This window comes from Pantoea sp. USMM079 (assembly GCF_037153115.1).
GTDB classification, from domain to species: Bacteria; Pseudomonadota; Gammaproteobacteria; order Enterobacterales; family Enterobacteriaceae; genus Pantoea; species Pantoea communis.
The window spans coordinates 1-1289 of record NZ_JBBCKX010000054.1; the positions used below are offsets into that span (position 1 = coordinate 1).

The following is a 1289-nucleotide window of genomic DNA, read 5'->3' on the forward strand; positions in this document are numbered from 1 at the left end:
CCCCCATACTCCGTGCTGAGCTTAATATGCTCCTCACCACGCTTATCCTCCATGCGCAGTTTGTTCAGGCCCGCAGTGCGTATAACGTTCCGCGTGCTATTTTTCTCAGTAACGTGATCCACATGCCGTGAATCATGCAGCGCATGAGCGATATAAGGCTGATCCGGGTCTCCCTCACGAAACGCTATTGCCACCTCCGTCCCCTGTATCAGCGGGAAGTGGAAGCCGTACATATCTCCACCGTAAGGTTTTGCGAGGCGAACTGGCATGCTTTCGAGGCCGCGCGCTCTATCCTCCTCGTCCGCATCAAACACCACACGGTATAACCCGGATGCATCCTGCCAGGCATAGATGTCGTTGTCTTTCGCACTTGTCACGCGAGCCGTCATGGTGCCGCTGACTTTAGGACGAGCAGGCAGTGCGGGACGCCAGCAAAGCGTCTCACTGTAAGGCACGGCATTCAGCGTGGCCTGGAAGGCTGAACGTCGGCTCGCACTGACATTGATTTGGGTGATTAAAACGGGACTCTGCAGCTGTGCAGGCAGCGTGGGTATGCCTGTTTCGGTAACAGATAAAACATGTCCGGGGCTGATAAAAGCATCGTTGCAAACACCGGATATCAGCGTCTGCCGGGCAAGAAAACGTTCATGATCGAGACGGGCATAAAAGTTTGCAGTCTCGGTTTCTGGTGCAAACTTATCGCCGCTGTAGGGATGACGGGGACGATAGTGATAAACCTGCCCGTAAGAGATGTTGTCACCATCACCCCGCGTCATATCGGCCTTCACCGACCGCAGCACGCGCTGTGCCTCACGGTGGTTGTAATCCTTTGCTGTCACACCCGCTTCAACCACGTTGTGGGTCAGATTCAGGTTCCAGACGGATTCCTGAGCATTGTCTTCAAGACCCGAGGGACTGTTCAGCGGCAGCGACTTCTGATCGGAATAAGCGCTCTGCGCGTCACCAAAACGGATGACCTCAGTCTGAGTGTCTGGCTGAAGTGTGAAGTAATAGAAAATGCCGATTTCGGACAACAGACGCTGTACAAACTTCAGGTCACTTTCCTGATACTGGTTAATCTGCTCCCTTTTGGGGTAGCCATGCTTCAGGCTGAATTCATATTCCCACCCCTGAAAACCATGCTCATCCAGGATCTGACTGACAACTTCCGGCACCGATTTATTCACAAAGAAGCGATGTGAGCGGTATTGCTTATCCAGAAGCGCAAAGCGGGGTTCAATAATAATGAGATAACTAACCTGGTCTGCGGAACCCGTCAGACGGCGGAA

The 1289-nt window shown here is 53.1% G+C and carries 1 protein-coding gene; it reads right to left on the reverse strand.

The window, feature by feature from the left end; translation table 11 throughout:
- Positions 1-1289 (reverse strand): type VI secretion system Vgr family protein (locus tag WFP70_RS26455; protein WP_337024900.1); only part of this gene is annotated, 1289 nt, incomplete at both ends.